Origin of the sequence: Streptomyces sp. NPDC047117 (genome assembly GCF_040643545.1) — a bacterium.
In the GTDB taxonomy this organism is placed as follows: domain Bacteria; phylum Actinomycetota; class Actinomycetes; order Streptomycetales; family Streptomycetaceae; genus Streptomyces.
The window spans coordinates 32,807-49,599 of sequence record NZ_JBEYUN010000015.1 but is presented as its reverse complement, the minus strand read 5'-3'; the positions used below and the strand labels follow the sequence as shown (position 1 = coordinate 49,599).

12 protein-coding genes are annotated in these 16,793 nt (G+C 69.2%); 6 read left to right on the top strand and 6 right to left on the bottom strand.

Going from position 1 to position 16,793, the window contains the following annotated elements; all coding sequences use genetic code 11:
* Positions 1-251: 251 nt before the first annotated feature.
* Entirely contained in the window at positions 252-905 is a 654-nt protein-coding gene (locus ABZ840_RS26540) for an acetoacetate decarboxylase family protein (RefSeq protein WP_361562918.1), read from the bottom strand.
* Positions 906-1,121: 216 nt separating this feature from the next.
* Here ABZ840_RS26540 and ABZ840_RS26535 point away from each other — a divergent pair, with 216 nt between their 5' ends.
* The 4 genes from ABZ840_RS26535 (at position 1,122) to ABZ840_RS26520 (ending at position 8,325) form a co-directional block, all read left to right on the top strand.
* Complete coding sequence (locus ABZ840_RS26535) at positions 1,122-3,149, top strand: NAD-binding protein (RefSeq protein ID WP_361563132.1); 2,028 nt, start codon at positions 1,122-1,124, stop codon at positions 3,147-3,149.
* Between the two features lie 87 nt (positions 3,150-3,236).
* Positions 3,237-4,343, top strand: a complete 1,107-nt coding sequence (locus ABZ840_RS26530; RefSeq protein ID WP_361562916.1) for a helix-turn-helix domain-containing protein — start codon at positions 3,237-3,239, stop codon at positions 4,341-4,343.
* A gap of 461 nt (positions 4,344-4,804) precedes the next feature.
* The gene (locus ABZ840_RS26525; protein ID WP_361562914.1) at positions 4,805-6,856 is read left to right on the top strand and encodes an APC family permease; all 2,052 of its coding nucleotides are present in this window, start codon (positions 4,805-4,807) and stop codon (positions 6,854-6,856) included.
* 116 nt (positions 6,857-6,972) lie between these two features.
* Complete coding sequence (locus tag ABZ840_RS26520) at positions 6,973-8,325, top strand: TRAM domain-containing protein (RefSeq protein WP_361562912.1); 1,353 nt, start codon at positions 6,973-6,975, stop codon at positions 8,323-8,325.
* A gap of 1,146 nt (positions 8,326-9,471) precedes the next feature.
* Here the strand turns inward: ABZ840_RS26520 and ABZ840_RS26515 are convergent.
* The gene (locus ABZ840_RS26515) at positions 9,472-9,612 is read right to left on the bottom strand and encodes a hypothetical protein (RefSeq protein ID WP_361562910.1); all 141 of its coding nucleotides are present in this window, start codon (positions 9,610-9,612) and stop codon (positions 9,472-9,474) included.
* Between the two features lie 316 nt (positions 9,613-9,928).
* Between ABZ840_RS26515 and ABZ840_RS26510 the strand changes: the two genes are divergently transcribed.
* A complete protein-coding gene (locus ABZ840_RS26510) occupies positions 9,929-10,750 on the top strand; it encodes an SAM-dependent methyltransferase (protein ID WP_361562909.1) in 822 nt (273 codons plus the stop codon).
* Positions 10,751-10,769: 19 nt separating this feature from the next.
* Here ABZ840_RS26510 and ABZ840_RS26505 read toward each other — a convergent pair whose 3' ends face one another.
* The 4 genes from ABZ840_RS26505 to brxD form a co-directional block, all read right to left on the bottom strand.
* Complete coding sequence (locus ABZ840_RS26505) at positions 10,770-11,705, bottom strand: helix-turn-helix transcriptional regulator (RefSeq protein ID WP_361562907.1); 936 nt, start codon at positions 11,703-11,705, stop codon at positions 10,770-10,772.
* Positions 11,706-11,791: 86 nt separating this feature from the next.
* The gene (locus tag ABZ840_RS26500; RefSeq protein ID WP_361563130.1) at positions 11,792-12,028 is read right to left on the bottom strand and encodes a DUF397 domain-containing protein; all 237 of its coding nucleotides are present in this window, start codon (positions 12,026-12,028) and stop codon (positions 11,792-11,794) included.
* Between the two features lie 323 nt (positions 12,029-12,351).
* Positions 12,352-14,517, bottom strand: coding sequence for a DEAD/DEAH box helicase (locus tag ABZ840_RS26495; protein ID WP_361562905.1), 2,166 nt, complete (start codon positions 14,515-14,517; stop codon positions 12,352-12,354).
* Complete coding sequence (gene brxD / locus ABZ840_RS26490; protein WP_361562903.1) at positions 14,517-15,851, bottom strand: BREX system ATP-binding protein BrxD; 1,335 nt, start codon at positions 15,849-15,851, stop codon at positions 14,517-14,519. The genes ABZ840_RS26495 and brxD overlap by 1 nt, the downstream gene beginning before the upstream one ends.
* A gap of 107 nt (positions 15,852-15,958) precedes the next feature.
* Between brxD and ABZ840_RS26485 the strand changes: the two genes are divergently transcribed.
* Positions 15,959-16,741: a DUF3800 domain-containing protein gene (locus tag ABZ840_RS26485; RefSeq protein ID WP_361562902.1), complete on the top strand. Its 783-nt coding sequence runs from the start codon at positions 15,959-15,961 to the stop codon at positions 16,739-16,741.
* Positions 16,742-16,793: the final 52 nt, after the last annotated feature.

Below are 16,793 nucleotides of genomic sequence, written 5' to 3'. Positions count from 1 at the left end.
TCGTAGGCCCGCTGGCCTGCCTCAACACCCTGCTCACAACTTTCTTTCCGGCGTACCGGCCCGCCCGGGGCTCCCGGCCCCGGCAACGCCCGGTCACGAGCTTATGCGGCAACGGGGGAGTTGCCCCCGCTGATGTGCGACACCACCGTAACCGGCAGGCCCGGCGACGGGACTTCTGCCCTTCACCGGACGTGCCGACCCGCGTTCACCGGATGTGCCGGTCGCTGTTCGCCGGACGTTCCTCTCGCTGTTCAGGGGTGCAGGGCGGGGGCGGCCGGGCCCTGGCGGGTGCCCGCCGGGAAGAAGAAGCGCGCGGGGGAGAGGGCGAGCGCGCACAGGGGGTCCGCGCGCCGCAGCTCTGGCAGTCGCCCACTCCACTCCTGGACGCCGAGCCGGCCGGTCCCGAGCCGTCCGGAGAGCCGCCCTGCGAGGTGGATCCGGTCCGCGCCGATCCGCCCGAAGACGTGGCCGGGAGCGTACGGCACGGGGACGCGCCACCTGCCGAGCGGTCCCAGGCGGAGGGCCGCGAGCGTCCCGGCGTCGTCGGACACGCGTACGGAGTCCTCGCTCCAGGAGAAGCGGGCCGGCTCCTTCGGGATGCCCCACAGGGCGCGGCCGCCGCGCAGCGAGGCGGCGGAGTCCACCCGGATGCCGTGGCAGTGCAGCCCCACGCGGCGGCCGCGGCGGACCGGGGAGGCGACCGCGAACTCGTCGTAACGGAGGGTCCCCTCCGTGTAGCGCACGAGCAGTACGGCGAGCGAGTGCCGGCTGCCGAGGGGGCTGAGGTCGGCGGGGAGCGGCAGCGGTTCGCGGGTGGTGAAGAGGGACAGCCACAGGGTGCCGCGGGCCCGCCAGGGAGGCGCGGGGAAGCCGGGGTCCGCCGGCGGTCCGGTCCGGTCGGTCACTGCGGGACTCCTCTCGTCAGGGCCGGAATGCTGCTGAGGGCCGAAATGCTGCTGAGGGCCGGAACGCTCGTCAGTACGGGAACGCTCGTCCGTATCGGAACGCTCCTGAGGGCCGGAACGGGCTGACTCGGTGATCTTCGAACAGGCATGCTGTGCGACGTGTCCTCACTGTCTCCTGTGCCACAGCAGTCCCCACCGGCCCCGCCCACCCCGCACATGGTGGTGTGCGGGGACGACTCACTGGCCCACCGGCTCGCCGTGGAGCTGCGCGAGGTCTACCGCGAGCGGGTCACCCTCGTGGTTCCCTCCGTACGCGATCCGCGCGGCCCCCGCGTCCCCGAGCCCGCCCGCGGCCTCGGCCGGGCGAGCGCCCTCTTCGGCCGGGTGACCGCGGCGGTCGGCCGTACGGCCACCGCGGACGGCGGGCGCGCGCCCGACGGCGCGGGGCCACCGGACGCGGTGGAGGACGACGTACGCGTCCTCCAGGCGCCGGAGCCCGACGACGAGACGCTCACCGAGGCGGGCGTGGAGGAGGCCGGCGCGCTGGCCCTCGTGTATGACGACGACGAGACCAACATCCACGCCGCGCTGCGCGCCCGCCGCATGAACCCCCGGCTCCGGCTGGTCATCCGCCTCTACAACCGCCGCCTCGGACAGCACCTGGAGGAGCTGCTGGACCAGGCGGCCGCCGTGGTCTGGTCCGACACCTCCGACATCGACGCCTCCACCACCGTCCTGTCCGACGCGGACACGGTCGCGCCCGCGCTCACCGCCACCGCCGTGGCCGGTACCAGCAAGGTCATCGAGGTCGACGGGCTGCTGCTGCGGGCCGTGGAGCACACCCCGGGCGCGCCCGCCCCGCCGCGCGCCGACCGCGGCCTGGCCACCCTGGCCCTGCTCTCCCCCTCCGCCTCGGACGAGACCGCCCACGAGGGCGACCCGGCGCCGGAACCGCCCCCGCCGGGCCGTCACCGGCACCGCGGCGGCCGCAGGCACACCGGGGCCGACGACGACGGGCCGACGCTGCTGCCCGACGACGCCGAGGCCGCGGCGGCGGCCGGCCGCGCCACCGTGGCGCTGGAGACCGTCGCCTACCGCGGGGGACGGTCGCCGGCCCGCCGCCTCACCGGCCGCGGCGCGCCCCTCGGCTCGCTCTTCTCCCGGCGGCTGCGCTGGGCCGTCGTGGGCGTCGTCGCCACCGTCCTGATACTCGCCGTCGTCTCCACCCTCTTCACCGGCGAGGCGCCGATGCACGCGGTCTACCTCTCCCTGCTGGACCTGCTCGCGATCAACGAGCCGGCGGTCGACGAGGACATGGTCCGCAAGGTGCTGCAGCTGCTGTCCGGGCTCACCGGGCTGCTCCTGCTGCCGGTCCTGGTGGCCGCGGCCCTCGAAGCGCTCGGCACCTTCCGCAACGCCGCCCAGCTGCGCCGCCCGCCGCGCGGCCTCTCCGGACACGTCGTCCTGCTCGGCCTCGGCAAGGTCGGTACCCGCGTCCTGGCCCGGCTGCGCGAGCTGGGCGTACCGGTGGTCTGCGTCGAGGAGGACCCCGAAGCGCGCGGCATTCCGCTGGCCCGCCGGCTGCGGGTGCCGACCGTGCTCGGTGATGCCACCGAGGACGGCGTGCTGGAGGCGGCCGGGGTCGCCCGCGCCCGTACCCTCCTCGCACTGACCAGCGAGGACAGCACCAACCTGGAGGCGTCGCTGTACGCCAGGTCGGTCAAGCCGCAGCTCCGGGTGACGCTGCGGCTGTTCGACGACCGGTTCGCCACCGCCGTCTACCGCACCCTGCGCGCCGCCCATCCCACCGCCGTCACCCGCAGCCGCAGCGTCTCCTTCCTGGCGGCGCCCGCCTTCGCCGGCGCCATGATGGGCCGCCAGATCCTGGGCGCCATCCCCGTGGAGCGCCGGCTGCTGCTCGTCGCCCATGTGGACGTACGCGGCCAGACCGAGCTGGTGGGGCGCAGGCCGGAGGACGTGTTCCGGGCCGGGCGGCTGCGGGTGGTGGCCGTGAACATCGGCGCGTCCGCCGACCCTGCCGAGGACCCGGAGAACATGGCGGCGAACGGGCAGAGCTGGCAGCCCGCCCGGCTGGTCCGCGACCTGCCGCGCGACTACGTCCTGCGGCCCCAGGACCGCGTGGTCATCGCCGCCACCCGTGAGGGGCTGGGGGAGCTGCTGGGGCGTCGGCCGCACCCCGCCGGGTCCCGCCGCGGCGGACCTGCCGGGACCCGGCAGGGTTGATAGCGTCCCGATGTCCGGGAGTCGGCAATCAAGGCCCCGGAACCGGCCCGCGGGAGCCGGGCAGAGCGGTGGCAGGGAGCACGACAAGTGGAGCGCGGCGCAGCGGAATCGCAGGACCTCGACGGATACGCCGACCTCCTGGGCGAGATCTCGCGGACCGGGCGGCTGCCCCGCCGCGACGAGCTGGACGCCCTGCGCGACCTGGGCGAGCGGGCCGCCGAGGAGGGCCAGGGCCTGCGCGAGCTGATCGGCCGCTACCTGGGGGAGACCCGCCGGCTGTGGGGCTCGCTGCCCGGGGTGGCGCGGGCCGCGGGGGCCGGCGAGCGGGCCCGTACCGGTGACGCGGTGCTCGCGGCCGTCGAGGCGGCCGTCGCGGCGCTCGGCGAGGGCCACGAGCGGGCGCAGCGGCTCGCGGTCCGGCAGGAGGAGGCGGCCCGCCGCGAATTCGTCGACGACCTGCTCTACGGGCGCAGCGACCTGGGCCGGCTCGCCGAACGGGCCGAGCGCTTCGGGCTGCGGCTGGCCGGTGAGCACGCGGTGGCCGTCGCGGAGGGCCCGGAGCGCTTCGACGACCTGCATCCGGTGGTCCGGCGCGTGGAGCGCGAGCTGCTGACCCGCTTCGGCGACCGGGACGTGCTGATCGCCACCAAGGGCGGGCGGCTGGTGTGCGTGGCGCAGGGCGGCCGGGACGGCGCCCTGGACGTCTTCGCGCGGCACGCGCGCGCCGCGGACCCCGGCGGACGCGGCGCGCACCGGATCGCGGTCGGCCGCCCGCACCCCGGCGCCGGCGGCGTGGTCACCTCGTACGAAGAGGCGCTGAGCGCGCTGGAGCTCGCGGTCCAGCTGGAGCTGGCCGACCCGGTGCTGTACGCGGCCGACCTGCTGGTCTTCCCCGTCCTGCTGCGGGACCGGGCCGCCATGGCCGACCTCGTGCACAGCGTGCTGGGGCCGCTGACCGAGGGGCGCGGCGGCGCGCGGCCGCTGCTGGAGACCATCTGGGCCTGCGCGGCGACGGCGTACGTCAACGCCGAGGCGGCCCGCAGGCTCCAGGTCAGCGTGCGCACCCTCTCCTACCGGCTGGCCCGCATCAAGGAACTGACCGGCTACGACCCGGCCGACGGGCTGCAGCGCTACACGCTGGAGACGGCGGCGATGGGGGCGCGTGTGCTGGGCTGGCCGGACCGGCCGCTGTAGCTCCTCCGGGCGTCCGCTCCGCACCGGCTCCGCACGCGCCGGGCGGTGGGGCAAGCGGGGGTCGGTGAGCCATCAAAATCGCGTAAAGATTGCCGGGAACCGGCAATGTGCCGAGGCCGTGGCGAATGCCACCATCGGGTCGCACCGGCGGGTGCACGGCGGGCGGCGCAGCGTCAGGGGTCTGCGCGCCCGCCGGGCCGCCGGCAGCGGATCGGATGTCGGCACCCTCCACGGGGGTGAGGGTGTGGACACCCCGCCCGGGGCAGGCAGTTCCGCCTTTCGGGGGACCCGGAAGAGGGGCGTACGCGGTCCGTACGGGTCAGCGGAACAACGGATTCCGTAGCCCCCGCGAGACCCTCCGGGGGCGGTGCGGACCAGTCGGGCGGCGTGTTCCGAGAGCCGCGCCGCCCCCTCGGGTGGCGGGTGGGCGGGGCCCTTGACGAAGGCTTAGCATCCTCTGCGTGTCCAAACTGACCGACGTGCCCAAACGCATCTTGATCGGGCGCGCACTGCGCAGCGACAAGCTGGGAGAGACCCTTCTCCCCAAGCGCATCGCACTCCCCGTCTTCGCCTCCGACCCGCTCTCCTCCGTGGCGTACGCGCCGGGGGAGGTGCTGCTCGTCCTGTCCGTGGCCGGTGTGTCCGCGTACCACTTCAGCCCGTGGATCGCGCTCGCCGTCGTGGTGCTGATGTTCACGGTCGTGGCGTCGTACCGGCAGAACGTGCACGCGTACCCGAGCGGCGGCGGCGACTACGAGGTGGCCAACACCAACCTCGGGCCCAAGGCCGGCCTCACCGTGGCCAGTGCGCTGTTGGTCGACTACGTCCTCACCGTCGCCGTCTCCATCTCCTCCGGAGTGGAGAACCTGGGCTCGGCGATCCCCTTCGTGGTCGAGCACAAGACGTTCTGCGCCATCGCGATGATCGTCCTGCTGACCGTGATGAACCTGCGCGGCGTGAAGGAGTCCGGGAAGCTCTTCGCCATCCCGACGTACATCTTCGTCGCCGGCGTCTTCATCATGATCCTCTGGGGCGCTTTCCGCGGCGTGATCCTCGGCGACGACATGAAGGCCCCCACCGCCGACTACACCATCCACGCCGAGCAGGGCGGCCTCGCGGGCTTCGCGCTGGTCTTCCTCCTGCTGCGCGCGTTCTCCTCCGGTTGTGCGGCGCTCACCGGCGTCGAGGCCATCTCCAACGGTGTCCCCGCCTTCCGCAAGCCGAAGTCGCGGAACGCCGCGACGACGCTGGCGCTGATGGGCGGCCTGGCCGTCACCATGTTCTGCGGCATCATCGTGCTGGCCATGGTCACCGGCGTGAAGATGGCCGAGAAGCCCGCCACCGACCTGCTGCACAATGGCACCCCGGTCGGCTCCGGCTACACCCAGAACCCGGTGATCTCGCAGGTCGCGGCCGCCGTCTTCGGCGACGGGACGCTGCCCTTCATCATCCTGGCCGCCGCCACCGCGCTGGTCCTCTTCCTCGCCGCGAACACCGCCTACAACGGCTTCCCGCTGCTCGGCTCGATCCTCGCGCAGGACCGCTACCTGCCGCGCCAGCTGCACACCCGCGGCGACCGGCTCGCGTTCTCCAACGGCATCGTGCTGCTCGCCGGCGCCGCGGTGATACTCGTCTACATCTACGGCGCCGACTCCACCCGGCTGATCCAGCTGTACATCGTCGGCGTCTTCGTCTCCTTCACGCTCAGCCAGATCGGCATGGTCCGGCACTGGAACCGCCACCTGACCACGGAGAAGGACCAGGCGAAGCGGCGCCGGATGCACCGCTCCCGCGCGATCAACGCCTTCGGTGCCACCTTCACCGGCCTGGTCCTGGTCGTCGTCCTGGTGACGAAGTTCAGCCACGGCGCGTGGGTCGCCCTGCTCGGCATGGTCATCTTCTACGTCACGATGTCCGCGATCCGTAAGCACTACGACCGGGTCGCCGAGGAGATCGCCGCGGCGGACTCGCCCGACGAGGAGGTCGCCCGCCCCTCCCGCGTGCACTCCATCGTCCTGGTCTCCAAGGTCCACAAGCCGACCCTGCGGGCCCTGAACTACGCCAAGCTGATGCGCTCCGACTCCCTCGAAGCGGTCAGCGTGGACGTCGACCAGGCCGAGACCAAGGCGCTGCGCGAGGAGTGGGAGCGCCGCGGCATCGAGGTCCCGCTGAAGGTCCTGGCCTCCCCGTACCGGGAGATCACCCGGCCCTTCATCGAGTACGTGAAGTCGCTGCGCAAGGAGAGCCCGCGCGACGCGGTCTCCGTCTTCATCCCGGAGTACGTCGTCGGCCACTGGTACGAGCACCTGCTGCACAACCAGTCCGCGCTGCGCCTGAAGGGCCGGCTCCTCTTCACCCCGGGCGTGATGGTCACCTCCGTCCCCTGGCAGCTGGACTCCTCCGAGGCCGCCAAGGTCCGCGCCCGCAAGCGCGCCGAGTGGAACGCGCCCGGCTCGGTCCGCCGCGGCCCGGTCACCCAGCCGAAGAAGGAGAAGGCGGCCACGAAGAAGTGAGCGCGCCACCGGGGGTGGGCCCGGGCCGCCGCGCTGCCCGAGGCACGGCGCGGCGGCCCGTAGACTAGAAGGCTGTTGTCCGCACCTCGTACCCCACCCCCTGGAGCTCGCTCGCCATGCCGCATGACCCGAAGAACCCGCAGGCCGGCACCGAGCGGACGTCACTGGTCGGTGAGGAGTACGAGGTCGAGGTCGGCCCCGTCGCGCACGGCGGCCACTGCATCGCCCGTACCGAGGAGGGCCAGGTCCTCTTCGTACGCCACGCCCTGCCCGGCGAGCGCGTGATCGCCAAGGTCACCGACGGCGAGGAGGGCGCCCGCTTCCTCCGCGCCGACGCGGTGCAGGTCCTCACCGCCTCCAAGGACCGCGTCGAGGCCCCCTGCCCGTTCTCCGGCCCCGGCCGCTGCGGTGGCTGCGACTGGCAGCACGCCAAGCCGGGCGCCCAGCGCCGCCTCAAGGGCGAGGTCATCGCCGAGCAGCTGATGCGCCTCGCGGGCCTGACCCCCGAGGACGCGGGCTGGGACGGCACGGTCGTACCGGCCCCCGGCGACAAGCTCCCCGCCGGCGAGGTCCCCGCCTGGCGCACCCGCGTCCAGTACGCCATCGACGCCGACGGCCGCGCGGGCCTCCGCAAGCACCGCTCGCACGAGGTCCAGCCGATCGACCGCTGCCTGATCGCCGCCCCCGGCGTCTCCGAGCTCGGCATCGAGAAGCGCGACTGGCCGGCGATCGCCACCGTCGAGGCCATCGCCGCCTCCGGCTCGCACGACCGCCAGGTCATCCTCACCCCGAAGCCCGGCGGCCGCCTCCCCATCGTGGAGCTCGACAAGCCGGTATCGGTGATGCGCGTCGGCGAGAAGGACAAGGGCGTCCACCGCGTCCACGGCCGCCCCTTCGTCCGCGAACGCGCCGCCGAACGCACCTGGCGCGTCGGCAACGGCGGCTTCTGGCAGGTCCACCCGCAGGCCGCCGACCTCCTCGTCGAAACGGTCATGCGCGGCCTGATGCCCAAGAAGGGCGACATGGCCCTGGACCTCTACTGCGGCGTCGGCCTCTTCGCCGGTGCCCTCGCCGACCGCGTCGGCGACAAGGGCGCCGTCCTCGGCATCGAGTCCGGCAAGCGCGCGGTGGAGGACGCCCGCCACAACCTCGCCGACGACGACCGCGTCCGCATCGAACACGGCAAGGTCGACCAGATCCTCCCCCGCACCGGCATCGAGGACGTCGACCTCGTCGTCCTCGACCCGCCCCGCGCCGGCGCCGGCAAGAAGACCGTCGAACACCTCGCCTCCCTCACCCCCCGCCGCATCGCCTACGTAGCCTGCGACCCGGCCGCCCTGGCCCGCGACCTCTCCTACTTCGCCGCAGCCGGCTACACCCCCAAGCGCCTCCAGGCCTTCGATCTCTTCCCGATGACGCATCATGTGGAGTGCGTGGCGATCCTGGTGCCGGAGGACAAGGGGCGCTGACCCCTTCAGCTGCCGTGAAGTTGCAGCCGGGTACACCGGGACTGTCTCGCGGCAGCTCTCTCTGTCGGGCATGCGGATCGGCATGTGCAATGTCATCCGGTCTTTGCATGTGCAGTTTCATGGACCGGAATCTCGGATTCCGTGTAACGCTCGATCGTGTGCTCTTTCGCGGGGGTGTCCAAGGCGAGGGAGAGGAGAGGCGAACTCGGCTTCGCTCCTTGAGCAGACCGATTCTCTTCGTTCTGTGAACGAAAAGAATCAACTAACTGATCGCACCTCTTCGAGATTCTCCACTACGTGATCGAGTCTGTTCGCTCGCCCCTCAACAAGTGTGGCCGCAGCGGCTGTTCGTGGCGGCAGCGCTGTGAGTAAGCGTCCTATGCATTTGCACGAGTACGCGTTTTTCTGTCAGTGGCGTTGTTCGAGTTGTAGCGTCCAGGTGTCATGCAAAAGCCCCAGGCAGGATTGGCCCCTGCCTGGGGCTGCCCGATCGAACCAGGAGGAATACCGTGCTCGATCGTTCACGACGCCGAGAACCTGGGAGGCCCTCAATGGCGTACGCAGCTAGCATTCCGTGGTTACCCCGTACGCAAACCTTTTGTGTGGCTGCATGGGACGTCACGGTCCGGCTGAGCGTGGCCATCGTGATTGTCGTGGCGGTGCTCTGCATACCGCCAGGCGACCTCCTCCCTTCGGTGAAGGGGCTGTTGTGTGCAGCGGCTGGGCTCGCTGCCGGGACGACCATCCGTTACCGACGGATCCGACGTAGCTGAGGGCAACCGGTCGGCGGTTGCAGAACGGCCGCCGACCGGTACTTCTGTCACTCGCTTCCTCAGCGTGAGCGTATGCATACCGCCCCGAAGAAGTGTTGGTGACATCCGCAGCAGAGAGGAGTCGTCCGTGACGGACGGATCGCGGGCGAACGCATGCCTGTCGCGCACCCGGAAGCGCAGTAGGACGGGGGGAACTCCGATGCGCGAGTCGCCTCCGGCGGCCGAGTACCAGGCCTTGGTGTATCGGGCGTTCTGCCTGCTTTACGAACAGCGTTACGCTCGGTACGCCCAGGCCCGCACCGGAAACCGTGTCCTGGGGGAAGTTATCGCCAAGTCCGCCCTCAAAGCCCTGTCTCCGCAGTGGGGTCAGGCCTTAAGCAGCAACAACCCGGCTCTGGTCGCCTGGCGTGTCCTGGGTGACCAGATTGCCTGCGTGGTCTCGAGCACGCAGGCCGTCGATGTGGTGCACCGTGTGCTCCCTGTCCAGCAGGCCGACGCCATCGTTCTGCTCCACTGCATGAGGCTGCCCTTGATCGAAGCCGCGGATCTCATGGGCGCTGATCAGCCGACCGTGATGCGTCACTTACGGGACGCCGAACGCTGCAGTGCTGTACCCGAGTTGCGGTACGACCGGGCTGAGCTGGGAAGTGAGACGGGCGGCGGTGACCCATGCCGGCCCGCGGCTTCCATTTCGTGGTCCGGTGGTTGGCCGATATACCCCTGCTGAAGTCCGCTTCACCCATCTGGGACTTGGCCCCCTGCTGATCGCTTTCTAGCATGGTCGCATTCCACGACCGAAGTGCCTGAGACTGACGGCGGCAGGGGGCTGGGTGGAGTACAGAGAAGAACCCGTTTCTCGAATCATCGACGCATCTCGCCCCAGTTTCGCGCGCATGAACAACTGGTTCCTGGGCGGGCATGAACACTACGAAGCCGATCGGCAGGTCGGTCGAGAACTGCTCGATATGGCTCCGAGCACCCGCGAACTGGTCAGGAACAACCGATTATTCCTTGAGCGCGCGGTGGGCGTCCTGGCCAAGGAATACGGAGTGCGCCAGTTCCTCGACCACGGTTCCGGTTTGCCCTTACCGAAGAACGTGCACCAAGTAGCGCAACAGGTCGACCAGGATGCACGGGTCGTGTACATCGACAACGACCCGCATGTTCACGCCCATGCGCGCAGTCTGCTCGACGCGAATGATGAAACCGTCGTGATCCAGGCAGACATCACCGATACCGACGCCATCTTCGGCCATCCTGATGTTGCGGAGCTGCTCGACCTGACACGGCCGGTGGCAGCCCTCTTCACTTCTGTCCTCCACTGCCTTCCCGATGAGGTCGGCCCCGGGGAATTGGTGCGTCGGGTTGCTGAGCGGCTGCCGACAGGAAGCTTCGTGGTCCTCAGTCATCTCGTGAGCGATGAAAGCGCGATGCGGGAGAAGGCGACAGCCTTCATGAGGCACTACTTCGGTTCGGGTTGGGGGCGGGTACGAGCGCGGCACGAAGTGGAGTCGTACGTTGCCGACTTCGACATTCTCGACCCACCTGGACATCTGGTAGAGGTGTCCAGGTGGCGACCGGATACCGAGGTGGCGCCTCGACAACGCTCACAAGAATGGATCGAGTACGGTGGCGTGGCCTGTATACGCTAGAGGAGCGCGGGAGGTCGGCTCACCCTGCGGTGCCCTGAAGGCCGTCGATCGCCTGTTCCAGCAGGCGCATACTCTCCTTACGGCTGGCTGCAGCGAGGCATAGCTCCGACAGCGCAGTGCTGTGGCTCTCGACATCCGTCGTCCTGCTCAGATAGCGTGCGCCGTTGATTTCCTCAAGGTAGATCATGTCTCGTAGGTAGACCCCCTGCGGGAACATAAGACGAGTGACGGCCGAATGTGATGCGACCCGAGCTTTGGCGTTCTGCAGGGGCATGATCCGAATGTCGATGGCTTCTCGCATCGCCAGGTCCGCCAAATGCCGGAGTTGATCGAGCATCACCTGCGGACCGCCGTAATGACGGAGCAGCACGCTCTGGTCCAGCAGCGCCAACAGTCGTGGCGGGCACCCGTCCGTCAACAGTTCCTGTCGCCGCATCCGGACCTGCACCCGCTTGCTGATCTGATCCTCACTGGGTGTGGGGGTGCCGGCGGCCACGACGGCACGTGCGTAGTCCCGTGTCTGCAGCAGGCCGGGAACATAGAGTGTCTCGTAGAGATGTATTGCCTCCGCTGCGGCCTCCAGACCGATGAGCCGCTGGAGCCAATCGGGCGTCACATCGGTGAACGGCCTCCACCACGGATCCCGCTTGGCGGCCTCCAGCAGTTCCGCGACCTCCGCCTTTTTCTGGTCATCGACCCCGTAGAAGGTGAGCAGGTCGCTGACGTCCCGGTCGGCCATGGCATGCTCGCCGTTCTCCAGCCGACTGATCTTCGATGCCGAAGCGTGTATCACGTCTTTGACGTCGTCGATTTTCAGTCCGCGCTGCTGACGCAGTTGTTGGAGGTACGCACCGATCACAATCCACGCCGTCTGCGGATTCTTGGCGGCGGGCCGCCTCCAATCCGCCAGGTGCGTGACCGGCGCGCCGAGTCGTCGGACATGATGGGCCGGCATGCAGCCTCCAGGAATAGTGTTTGGCAGCCCATTATCCACATCCCGGAGGCCACTCGTGTGCGTGAACAGTCGTTCTCGAATGCTTTTCAGTCAGTCAGGTAATCGAACTCGCCGTCCTTGGCGGCCTTGAGGAAAGCTGCCATCTCTGCCCGGGTGTACACCAGGGCCGGACCATGGGGGAATCGGGAGTTCCGTACTGCTACCTCTCCCTGCGCCAGGTTTGCCACTTCCAAGCAGTTCCCCTGAGGCCCGCTCAGGCTGCTCTTCCGCCAGTGGACGCCTTCGATGGCACTTGCGCGGACGCCGTTTTCGAACCGCAGCATGTCGCACCTCTCGCCGGATCGTTCGAAGCCCATGCCGGTTACCTCTCGTCGCTACGCCTCTTGCGGGCAAGTGTTCTTCATGCTGTGCCCTCGCGTGGAATCCCGCATGCAATTGCGCGCAGAGTCGGATGATTCGCGATGATAACTGTTCGTGAGCAGACTCGACGCCACGCGGAAGAAACTCCCCTTTTGGGCTGGGTGTCGTGTCGAAATGGCGTACACAATTCCGCTTTCGACAGCTGCACAAAGCTGGAAGATTGGCCGAAGCTGCGCGGCCGCTACTGAAGAGCAGTTGAGTCCGAGGGACGTCATGCACGACCTTGTCAGGGCGAGACACCAGCGTGAAAACGCACGGGTTCCGTCAGAGCGGCGCGCGCCCCGTCGAAGTCGGCAAGTCGAGCGGCAACCGTGGCCACTGCAATTCGCTCCGGCAACGCAGCGGAGAACTTCAGGCCGTGCACCGCGCGGCGATCGACGTCCGGTAGAACCAGTGCCGTACCTCCGTCGGTGCCTTCACGGGCCTCGCGCCACATGTCGAGCGTCAGGTCCTCGCGCAGCCGCAGGGAGTTGTCCGTGGGCCGCTGCACGGGGTCGGTGATCGACGGCAGGCTCGCCGCGAGCGTCGCGTTGGCGCGGTACCCGGCCCAGGTCCACCAGCGCACATCGGTCCCCGCCCGGGTCACCAGCGTCCCCCCGGGATGGACGAGGCAAGGAGCGTCTTCCTCACGCCACTTGGTCAGGCACACTTCGGCGCGCCGGGTGAGTGATACCGGGGGTTCGGCTCCGAGGAGTACCTCACGCATCGCGCGCGTCAGCGCATACGACAGCCCGACGAGTTCGCTGCCCGTCCATCGGGCGACGCCCCCACTGTCGGCCGGCTCGACGAAGACCCGCTTGCGTACCCAGTCGATGAAGGTCACCTGCCAGCTGCGTCCGCCGAGCAGCAGCCGGCGTGGTCCCGGCCGTTCTTCGGTCAGGACGGAAGGATCCGTCTGCCCGATCTCCGTACGTCCGGACAGCACGGTGAACTGCGGGGGTGCGGTGAAAGAGGCGGTCAGCTCGATGAAGTGGCGCCGGCCGAAAAGCCGTTCGGCCTCGGGGCCGATGAACAGCATGCCGCCGTCCGTATCGAGAAGGCCCGTACTCACCAGGTGGCGCAGGATGGGAGACGCCGAGCGGTCGAACGGCGCCAGACCGTTCCACTGCTCGGCCCACAATTGATCGCCCATCTTGTGCTGTTGAAGAGCGATGGCGAGCAGCTGCTGCGCCACGAGATGCCGCGGCTCGGGCGGTGGCGTCACCGGCTCGACCCAGCCCCGCCCCCAGAGCAGTAGTAGCGCGGCCGCCTGCAGCAAGGCGTCCTTGCGGGTGGTGAGGAACAAGCAGTTACGTGTACTTCCCGGTCGCCGGCCCGTACGGCCGATGCGCTGCAGGAACGAGGCCACGGTGCGGGGTGAGTCGATCTGGATGACGCGGTCCAGGTCTCCGACATCGATGCCCAGTTCCAGCGTGGAGGTGGAGACGATGACGCAGTCGCGCGCCTCCGCGAATGCCTGTTCTGATCTGGCCCGCTCCGTGGCGGACAGTGAGGCGTGGGAGAGGAACACCGTCACGTCGCGCGCTCGCAGTGCTGCGCCCAGGTGTTCCACCTGTCGCCGCGAGTCGCAGAACACGAGTCGCTTCTCGCCGCTGTGCAGGGCGGCGATGAGTTTGGCGGCGTTGTCGAGGGAGCCCACGTAGTCCAGCTCCACCTCACCGGCCGGGCGTACACCGTCCGACACCGGACCGAGTGCGTGGTCGGCGCCCGCAATGGCGGGGAGGTCCGGGGCGATGACCTGCCCTGGCCGCTTCCCCGCTTCCGCCCCTTGGAGCCAGGTGAGCAGCTGCCACGGGTTCCCCACGGTCGCCGACAGCCCGACCCGCTGGACGGGACGCCTCGTGACCCGCTCCAGGCGTTCCAGTACGGCCAGCAGGTGCCATCCGCGATCGTCGCCCGCGAAGGCATGTACCTCGTCCACGACGACTGCCCGGACGTTCCCCAGCAGGTGAGCGTGATCGGTTTTCACCCCGATCAGCATGGCTTCCAACGACTCGGGCGTGGTGAGGAGGATGTCCGGTGCATCGGTACGGATGCGTCGCCGCTGTGATTCCGGGGTGTCCCCGTGCCAGAGGGCCGCGCGGCGCCCGAGCCACTGTGCGTACGTATCGATACGGGTCACCAGGTTGTTGAGCAGCGCCTTGAGGGGGCACAGGTAGAGCACCGAGGGGCCTGACCAACGCTGTTCGGACATGGACGAGAGGATCGGTAAGCAGGCGGCTTCGGTTTTTCCGCCTGCCGTGGGAGCGAGGAGTACCGCATCCTCGCCGTCCATCAGCGGGCGGATCGCGGCGCGCTGGAGCGGCCTGAGATCGGGCCAGCCGAGCGTGTTCACCACGTGGTGGAGTACGACGGGATCGAGTCGATCGATGGGATCAGCGCTGGTGGCCATCACAGGTCCAGCTCGACATCATCTGCTGACGTTGCGGCTGCGAGGTTCCGTTCCACATCCGTGAGCTCGCTGCTCGCCACCGTGAGCCGATAGTGCTGCCTGGGGTCGAATTCCTCGAACTGATCGATGCGGTCGAGGACGTCACCCAACAGCTTCTTCAAGAAGAGCCTGGGCGCTACTCCGACCTTCCCGCCGAGCGCCCCGCCCACTGCCCGGGCGAGATCGGCAACGTACGCGTCGTCCGCGAGAGCCTTGACGCGGTCGGGAGCGCCGGCCCCCGCCGCGTACAGATCACGGATGGTCACACCGAGACCGACCAGTGACTCCTGCGTGAAGCCTGGCAGCCGCAACTGCACCGCGCGTGGATTGTCGAAGCGTGGGTCGGTGGTGAAGTCCGTGGCTAGCCGCTGGGCGAGCGGGGCCAGGCGTTGGACGCCCTGCTGACCGTCGTAGAATGCTGGCGTACCAGTGATCACCAGGTAGAGACCGGGGAAACGTCCCGAGTGAACCTCGTCGATGAGCTGCCGCAGCGCATTCAGTGCCTTGTCGCGGGCGTCCGACCGCACCCGCTGAAGCGTCTCGACCTCATCGAGGACGACGAACAGCCCGCGATGCCCCGAGTCACGCAGGACAGTTAGCAGGCCCTGCAGGAAGCCGAAGGCACCGAAGTGGTCGAGGTCGCCGCGTACTCCGGCGGACCGTCGGGCCGCTGCGGCCACATGGGGCTGGCCACCCAGCCAGGCCAGGACGGCGGCCGCTGTCGCCTCGTCCCCGTCGGTGAGAGCGGACCGGTACCCCCGCAGTGCCGTCGCGAAGGACGGGGCATGCCGTGACACCTCGGAGAGACGCGCGGTCAGCAGTTTCTCCACCTCGCTCGGCAGGTTGTCCTCGGTGGAGCCGGCCGCAAGGGCGTCTTCCTCCAGCGCGTAGAACCACGCGTCCACGACCGGCCTGAGGGCACTTGGCGGGAAGCTCGACGTGGTCAGCCGTTCGGTGAGGCGTCGGTACACGGTCTCCAGTCTGTGCAACGGTGTCTCGGTCTCCGAAACCTGGATCTCGGCCACGGCGAAGTTCAACCGCTTGGCACGCTCGCCCAGCCACCGGGTGAAGAACGTCTTGCCCGATCCGTACTCACCGCGTACGGCTTTGAACACCGATGCTCCGGAGGCGACCGCTGCCAACTCGGCGTCGAGCGCGGCCTCGAAGCGGCCCAGGCCGGTGGCCAGCAGATCGAGTCCGCTCTCGGGCACCGCGCCGCGCCGCAGCGCGTCAATGACGGTGCGTCGGCGGGCAAGGGAAACAGCGGACACGGGAGTCGAGTTGGCAGCACTCACCTGTTCAGTGTCCCATCCGCACTGAAATGGCGCCGCGTGCCCGACGGCCTCCGCGGCACCGCCGGACTCAAGAGTTCCGAAGAGTTGCTCTGTGAAACACTCACTCTGTGTTGCTGACCTACGTCGACGAGTCGTACGACAACGACTGTTACTGGATGGTCGCCCTCATGGTGGCCGAGAAGCACTTGCGGCCGCTGCACCGGGCCCTCGACTCGGTCGTGCAGAAAGCAGCAGACAGCTACCCGGTCGGCCGGGATGCCGAGTTGCACGGGCACGCCCTGGTGCAGGCCCGGGACGACTGGCAGCGAATGGGCCGCAAGGGCAGCAACATGATCCGGGCCCGGATCGGTGTCTACGGGGACGCGATGAAGGCGATCGGTGCGCATGACGTACAGGTGATCGTCCGAGGACTCGATCTGCGCGCGTACTGGGCACATCGACCCTGTGACGAGTCCCTTCCGCCGCCTCACCAAGTGGTGCTGCGGCATCTGCTGGAGCAGATCTGTGACCAGGTGGAGAACCGTGACGAGCTTGCCCTGGTGATCGCCGACGAGATCGACGGCGCCGATGATCATCGCCGTCATTTCCGCGACTACCAGTCCGTGGGCACCGGCGGGGGCATCAGCAGCACGCTTCCGTGCCTCGTCGACACCATTCACTTCGCGCCTTCGAAGGCGAGCCGTCTGCTGCAGGCTGCTGACCTGATCGCGTACCTGCATCGACGGCTGATCAGCGGCCAGGACGGCGATGCCCGTGCACGCAAGGCAAACGAAAAGCTGTGGTCCTTCATCGCCCCGCACGTCGCTCACCAGCACCTTTGGGCGCCTTGTGAGCAGCACAAAGGCCCCGCATCCGCGGGGCCTGAGGCGAACCGGGCGTCTGTGATCTGAATTTCTGACGACGTCCCTGGAGCCGAGGCTAGCACGGCAGCCCCAGGGACGC